General features: G+C 43.4%; 6 protein-coding genes. 1 reads left to right on the top strand and 5 read right to left on the bottom strand.

Going from position 1 to position 7,064, the window contains the following annotated elements; translation table 11 throughout:
- The coding region (locus AB4653_RS17845; protein ID WP_372104881.1) for a PrkA family serine protein kinase at positions 1 to 1,398 on the bottom strand (1,398 nt) is incomplete at its 3' end.
- 354 nt (positions 1,399 to 1,752) lie between these two features.
- Here AB4653_RS17845 and AB4653_RS17850 point away from each other — a divergent pair.
- On the top strand, positions 1,753 to 2,508 hold the full coding sequence (locus AB4653_RS17850; RefSeq protein ID WP_017102808.1) for a MipA/OmpV family protein: 756 nt from the start codon (positions 1,753 to 1,755) through the stop codon (positions 2,506 to 2,508).
- Between the two features lie 109 nt (positions 2,509 to 2,617).
- On the opposite strand, the gene AB4653_RS17855 is transcribed toward AB4653_RS17850, so the two are convergent.
- The 4 genes from AB4653_RS17855 to AB4653_RS17870 all read right to left on the bottom strand — a co-directional run.
- On the bottom strand, positions 2,618 to 3,118 hold the full coding sequence (locus AB4653_RS17855; RefSeq protein ID WP_009846313.1) for a YfbU family protein: 501 nt from the start codon (positions 3,116 to 3,118) through the stop codon (positions 2,618 to 2,620).
- Positions 3,119 to 3,339: 221 nt separating this feature from the next.
- Positions 3,340 to 4,080 (bottom strand): pyruvate formate lyase 1-activating protein, encoded by a 741-nt coding sequence (gene pflA, locus AB4653_RS17860; RefSeq protein ID WP_009846312.1) that lies wholly within the window; start codon positions 4,078 to 4,080, stop codon positions 3,340 to 3,342.
- A gap of 163 nt (positions 4,081 to 4,243) precedes the next feature.
- Positions 4,244 to 5,245 (bottom strand): lipid A deacylase LpxR family protein, encoded by a 1,002-nt coding sequence (locus AB4653_RS17865; RefSeq protein ID WP_102257369.1) that lies wholly within the window; start codon positions 5,243 to 5,245, stop codon positions 4,244 to 4,246.
- A gap of 201 nt (positions 5,246 to 5,446) precedes the next feature.
- A partial coding sequence (locus AB4653_RS17870; protein WP_372104883.1) for a pyruvate formate lyase family protein occupies positions 5,447 to 7,064 on the bottom strand: 1,618 nt, incomplete at its 5' end.

Raw genomic sequence — 7,064 nt, forward strand, 5'->3', positions numbered from 1 at the left:
CTTCTCAGCGGTTTCTTGAGGGAACTGTTCACGTTCGATTTGTTGTTCAATCACGTAGAACAAGTGAACCGGGTTTGCAGCCACTTCGGCTTGGTCGAAGTTAAATACACGAGACAGGATCTTAAAGGCGAAACGCGTTGATAGCCCAGACATGCCTTCGTCAACACCTGCGTAGTCTCGGTACTCTTGGTAACTCTTCGCTTTTGGATCGGTGTCTTTTAGAGTCTCACCATCGTAAACCCGCATTTTTGAGAATAGAGAAGAGTTTTCAGGCTCTTTCAATCTCGATAGGATGCTGAATTGCGATAGCAGATCGAGTGTGCTTGGCGAACAAGGGGCTTTGGATAGCTCACTGTGCTCAAGCAGTTTTTGATAGATCTTAACTTCTTCAGAGACGCGCAGACAGTAAGGGACTTTTACAATGTACACACGGTCGAGAAAGGCTTCGTTGTTTTTGTTGTTACGGAAGGTCTGCCACTCGGATTCGTTTGAGTGAGCTAGAATCATACCGTCAAATGGCAGTGCAGAGAGCCCTTCGGTACCGTTGAAGTTACCTTCTTGCGTTGCCGTTAGAAGTGGGTGCAAGACTTTGATTGGTGCCTTGAACATCTCTACGAACTCCATAACACCTTGGTTTGCTTTACACAGCGCACCAGAGTAACTATAGGCATCGGGATCATCTTGAGAGAAGTGCTCAAGCTTACGAATATCGACTTTACCAACCAGAGACGAGATATCTTGGTTGTTCTCATCACCAGGCTCTGTCTTCGCAATTGCAACTTGGTCGAGAATAGAAGGGCGCAGTTTGATGACTTTGAATTTGGAGATGTCACCACCGAAGTCATGGAGGCGTTTCGCTGCCCAAGGTGACATGATAGAGCGTATGTAACGTTTCTCTATTCCGTACTCTTGTTTCAAAAGATCGCCATCTTCGTTTACGTCAAATAGACAGAAGGGGTGATCATTCACTGGGCTTCGCTCACCATCGGCAGACAGCACATAGATTGGTAGCTTTTGCATCAGTGCCTTGAGTTTTTCAGCAAGGGATGATTTACCACCGCCCACAGGGCCAAGTAGATAAAGGATTTGCTTACGTTCTTCTAAACCTTGCGCTGCATGTTTTAGATAAGAAACAATCTGTTCAATCGCGTCTTCCATGCCGTAGAAATCTTTAAATTCACTGTAGCGTGAGATGACACGGTTCGAGAAAATACGACTTAGTTGAGGGTCTTGAGCAGTGTCAATGACCTCCGGTTCGCCAATGGCGAGTAATAAGCGCTCGGCAGCATTCGCGTAAGCACTTTTATCGTCTTTACACAGCCCTAAGAACTCTTGCAATGTCAGCTCTTCTTCCTTGGCTGCTTCATAACGTGATTGATAGTGGTCAAAAATACTCATAGTCACATTCCCCTTGTTAACCAGTCAAAACTGACGAGCGATTGAAAAATAGGCTCTCCCTACATTTTAAGGTTAGACCCGCTTCGACAATTTTGCTTAACAATTATGTATTTATTTACAATTTTGCGTGTGAAAAACGTAGCGAGCGCAATAGGCAACTTGAGGCGTGTGGAATCGAATTATTTTACATTCGAGCGGATCTAACCGTTTGTTTTGTGATTTTAGGTCGCTTAACAATACTCACACTGGATTTATGTGTATTAGATGTATAACTGAGCTCTATTGATTTTTTGGAATGAAGTACCATATAATGCGCAGCGTTATCCAAAGTTGCTCAATAAATAGGTAAATATAGTGAAGAATAATGGGTTAAAAATAGTGGCTATCAGTGTGGCGTTACTGGCTTCGACAGCAACGCATGCAAAAATATCGCAGTGGTCACTGGGCGTTGCCGCTTCTTATTCTCCTGCTGTCTATAAAGAGACGCCGTCAAATCGTACGGTGATTCCCATGATTGGTTATGAAGGTGAGCATTTTTTCATGCGTGGATTCAGTGCGGGTTATCGCTTGCTACCTGCAGGTTCACCACAGAATATTGTGTTTAGAGCGGTTTATGATCCAAGAACATTAAAGCCAAGTGACTCTGATAATGCTGATATCCAGAAGTTAGATGAGCGTAAAGCGTCGGTGTTGGGAGGTGTAAGCTATCAAGTGATTACATTGGTCGGTATGTTTGAAGCGACAGCGGGCTCAGACTTAGGGTTTAGGCACAATGGCATCTATGCAGAAGCGGCATGGCGCCTACCAATTCGTCGTAATGGCTGGGCGATTACACCATCTATTGGTTACTCGTATAACAGTAAGCGTTTGAATAATCACCTGTACGGAGTGAGTTCATCGGAAGCGGCGAGAACCAATTTAGATGAATTTGACGCTGACTGGGATGGCCAATACTTTATTGGCTTAGGTGGTTATCTGCATGTGACGCCAAATGTTCGAGTAACCGGCGGTGTGCGTTATACCAACCTTGAAGGTGATATTGAAAATAGCCCAATACTTGAAAGTGGCATTAACATGGCCGCTAACGTCGGTGTCGCTTATGTATTCTAGGTGCTTTGGCTTATCGCTTTATATATGAATATTAAAAAAGGGTTACTCATGATGAGTAACCCTTTTTTTGAAATTTTATAAGCCTAGTTAAAGCTAATCTTCTAATGCACTAAGCACTAAATATTTGAGATAGCTCTGTCGCACATAGGTGGTACTGACGAGGGCAGTTACGCCACGTTGTTAGCATGCGACGGTACTTTTCTAACATTGGCATTTGACTATTGAAGTGGTGATCTGCTTTGTCAAATTGAGGGTAAAGTCCTTCAGAGTCAACAAGGAAACGCACGTAATGTACGATTTGTGCTTCAGAAGCGATATCGAAACCTAGGAATTGTAGACGACGTTGGTCGACTTCCGCACGCTCTTGATCTGCAAGCATTTTATTCGACTCTTGCATCGCATGGTACATCTCCATAATGTCGATAATTTCGCGACATTCTGCTTCAGTTAAACAACCAAATTCTTTGTTAAGCTCACGCATTTGGAGTTCGTAACCACGTTCTACAATCGTTTGTAGACGCTGGTATTTAGCTGAGTTCTCAGGATCCATTTGAGACATTAGGTAGTATTGATTTGATAGAATTAGACGCTGAGCATTGGTCATTTCCATGGGAGGAACCTCACTAAAAAACTAAATGTTATATTATTTTGTTGCAGTAAGAGTAACAGCATTCCTAAGAGTGGAAACATGATCTCAACACGGATTTAATATGATTTTTTGAATTGATAAACAAAAGTTGTAAAGAAAAGTGAAAGGATTGTTTTAACCAAAAAAGAAAACGCCCCAATCGAAATTGAGGCGTTTGAAATCACTATTAACGTAAGTCTAAATTAGTATTTTACGTTTGAATGGTATTGACTGAGGATAGCAACAATCTCGTCCATTTTTTCTTTGCTTGGCGGATTTGTACCTTCAAGAGGGTAGTCGTGACCCAATGCTTCCCACTTATGAGCACCTAGCTTGTGGTATGGAAGCAGTTCTACTTTTTCGATGTTATCCATGTCCTTAATGAATTCACCCAGAAGATGCGCATCTTCTGGCGTATCTGTGTAGCCAGGAACAATCACATAACGAATCCACGTCTTCTTACCTATTTTGTGTAGGTAGCGTGCAAAATCCAGAGTACGTCGGTTTGATACACCAATGAAATCGTGGTGAATTTCATCTCGCATATGTTTAAGATCCAGCATTACCAGATCAGAGGCTTCTAGTACTTCATCGACCACTTCAGTGTGTTTACGAATATAGCCATTAGTATCAAGACAAGTGTGGATGCCTTCAGCTTGAGCCGCGCGGAAAAAATCACGAACAAACTCAGGTTGTAGCATCGCTTCGCCACCTGAACAGGTGATACCACCGCCAGAGGCTTTCATGAAATGACGGTATGATTTTGCTTCGTTAATGATCTCTTCGACCGTTACTTCCTTTCCGTCATGAAGATCCCATGTATCGCGATTATGGCAGTACATACAACGCATTAAGCAGCCTTGAAGAAACACAATAAAGCGGATACCAGGGCCATCGACAGTACCACAAGATTCGAATGAGTGAATGCGACCAGTTGTAGACATGAGCTATTCTCGTATAGGAATTTATACCGTTTATTTTATTACAAAAACGGTACATAAAATAGGGTCAAATGGTAACTAGGTCTTTAAAAATAAAGACAATCACCTGTGAAGATGATTGCCTTTATTTAACTTGAAAAGCAGGCGGTGAAAGCCTTTTCTATGGCTAGAAGAAAGCAAACATAGTGATGCCACCAGTACCGTACACTGACTTTGTTGCTTCTTGGTAATCGGGTGTTTTTGCGGTAAGTGCGAAAGATGCACCAACGTATTGGTTATACCAAGCAACACCAAGTATCGCTGTCGCTTGAATGTTCTCTAAAGTGACATCGTAGATCGCAGGATCTTGGCCATTTTTCTTTGCATAATCATTAACACCGGAACGATCCCCTTCGACAGTCAGGTCATTAAATCGGTAACGCCCTTCAAGACCTGCGTAAGTAAACCAACCTGTATTTGAAGCACCTATCATGCCTGCTTTGAATGGGTTTTCTGTGCTGATGTTCGCTGCGCCAAAGTTGCCGCCCAAGTCAGTACCCCAACGGAACATAAATCCAGTAGAAATGTCGCTTCTAAAATTACCAACGTTGATCTCTGATACGTTAGATATCTCGAAGTCAGTATTCGCTAATGCTTGATTACGCATTAGGTTGAAATGACTTAAGTAACCAAGGCTACCTGCGTACTCATCATCAACTTGATACTTCCAACCCATAGGTTCGTCTGATTTAGTGATTGAGTGAACCAGTTTTTGAGCGTCTTCGGAAAGTGCTCGCTCGCCTGTAGTACCAAACGTGATGTTAAAACGCTGGGCTTGTTGTGGGTTCAAGCTGATGTAGTTGAATTCTGTATGTAGGTAACCTGCGTATGGACGATCATTGGCTGATGGTTTTTCTAATTCAATGTCAGAAGGCGTGTACATCTTGTGACCAATGGTGATTTCCCACTTATCTAAAGAGCTTGCGCCCCAATAGGAAAGGCTCAATGGTTTTACCCAAGCGTATGGCGTAATACTTGACGATGTGTAACCCAGAAATAAACCGTTGGTATAGTCTTGATCGACACCAAAGATACCATCGTTGTCTAACGCAAAAGTTAACGTAGAGCGTTCAGATGCCAGTGATGAACAAGAGAGGAGAATCAGTGGTAAATAACGAAGGTATTTCATGTAGCGGTTACTCTAAAATGATGAACAGAAATAGTACCGTAGTTTGAGTGGATTTGTAGAAAAAAAGTGAATGCGAGTGTGCTTTTTGTGGCCAATCTAATCTTTCTTGGGGGAGGGGGTATTGATGAGATTTAGAGTAGATATAAAAAAGCCCCGCACATTGGCGAGGCTAATAGTTTTTACTGTCTATTGAGCGTGAGCTTATAGAGACTCAGTAAATGTACGTGCGATTACGTCAGCTTGCTGCTCTGTAGTCAGAGAGTTAAAGCGTACAGCGTAACCAGAAACACGAATCGTTAGCTGAGGGTATTTCTCAGGGTGCTTAACTGCGTCTTCTAGAGTTTCACGGTTAAGAACGTTCACGTTAAGGTGTTGACCACCTTCAATGCCAGCTTCGTGGTGGAAGTAACCATCCATTAGGCCTGCAAGGTTAGCACGTTGGCTATCTTCTTCTTTACCTAGTGCGTTTGGCACGATAGAGAAAGTGTAAGAGATACCATCTTGAGCATCAGCAAACGGTAGTTTACCTACAGACGTTAGTGAAGCTACAGCGCCTTTCTCATCACGACCGTGCATTGGGTTTGCACCAGGAGCGAAAGGAGCGCCAGCACGACGACCGTCTGGAGTGTTACCTGTTTTCTTACCGTATACCACGTTAGACGTGATAGTAAGAACTGACTGTGTAGGGATTGAATCACGGTAAGTCTTAAGCTTACGGATCTTGTTCATGAACGTAGAAACTAGTTCACAAGCAATGTCATCTACACGAGAGTCGTTGTTACCGTATTTAGGGTAATCGCCTTCGATTTCGAAGTCAGTTGCAATGCCATCTTCGTCGCGGATTGGTTTAACAGTCGCGAATTTGATTGCAGACAGTGAGTCAGCTGCAACAGACAGACCAGCGATACCACAAGCCATAGTACGACGAACGTCACGGTCATGAAGAGCCATTAGAGACGCTTCGTAGCTGTACTTGTCGTGCATGAAGTGAATGCTGTTTAGAGCTGTCACGTATTGCTTAGCTAACCAATCCATGAATGTGTCTAGGCGACCCATTACGTCATCGTAGTTAAGTACTTCGTCAGTGATCTTGTCGCCAACTGGGCCAACTTGCATTTTAAGCTTCTCATCAACGCCGCCGTTGATTGCGTAAAGCATAGTTTTTGCAAGGTTAGCACGAGCGCCGAAGAACTGCATTTGCTTACCAACGATCATTGGTGATACACAACAAGCGATTGCGTAATCATCAGAACCAAGGTCAGGACGCATTAGGTCATCATTTTCGTACTGGATAGAAGAAGTATCGATAGATACCTTCGCACAGAAACGCTTGAAGCCGTCAGGTAGTTGCTCAGACCAAAGAACAGTGATGTTTGGCTCTGGAGAAGGACCCATAGTGTATAGAGAGTTAAGGAAACGGAAGTTCGAACGCGTTACTAGCGTACGACCATCAACACCCATACCACCCATAGACTCTGTAGCCCAGATTGGGTCGCCAGAGAATAGCTCATCGTACTCAGGAGTACGTAGGAAACGAACCATACGCAGCTTCATTACGAAGTGGTCGATCATCTCTTGTGCTTGGTCTTCTGTGATTTTGCCAGCAGCGATATCACGCTCGATGTAGATGTCTAGGAAAGTCGAAGTACGACCTAGAGACATTGCAGCACCGTTTTGAGATTTAACAGCAGCTAGGTAGCCGAAGTAAGTCCACTGAATAGCTTCTTGAGCAGTTTGAGCTGGCTCAGAGATATCGAAACCGTATTTCTCAGCCATTTGCTTGATTTGACCTAGAGCACGATGTTGCTCAGAGATCTCT

The organism is Vibrio sp. 10N.222.48.A3, from assembly GCF_041475345.1.
GTDB classification, from domain to species: Bacteria; Pseudomonadota; Gammaproteobacteria; order Enterobacterales; family Vibrionaceae; genus Vibrio; species Vibrio tasmaniensis_A.

Coding starts and splice junctions, on each gene's coding strand:
- pflA (WP_009846312.1), bottom strand. CDS start 4,080: ATGTCTACAACTGGTCGCATTCACTCATTCGAATCTTGTGGTACTGTC.
- AB4653_RS17865 (WP_102257369.1), bottom strand. CDS start 5,245: ATGAAATACCTTCGTTATTTACCACTGATTCTCCTCTCTTGTTCATCA.
- AB4653_RS17855 (WP_009846313.1), bottom strand. CDS start 3,118: ATGGAAATGACCAATGCTCAGCGTCTAATTCTATCAAATCAATACTAC.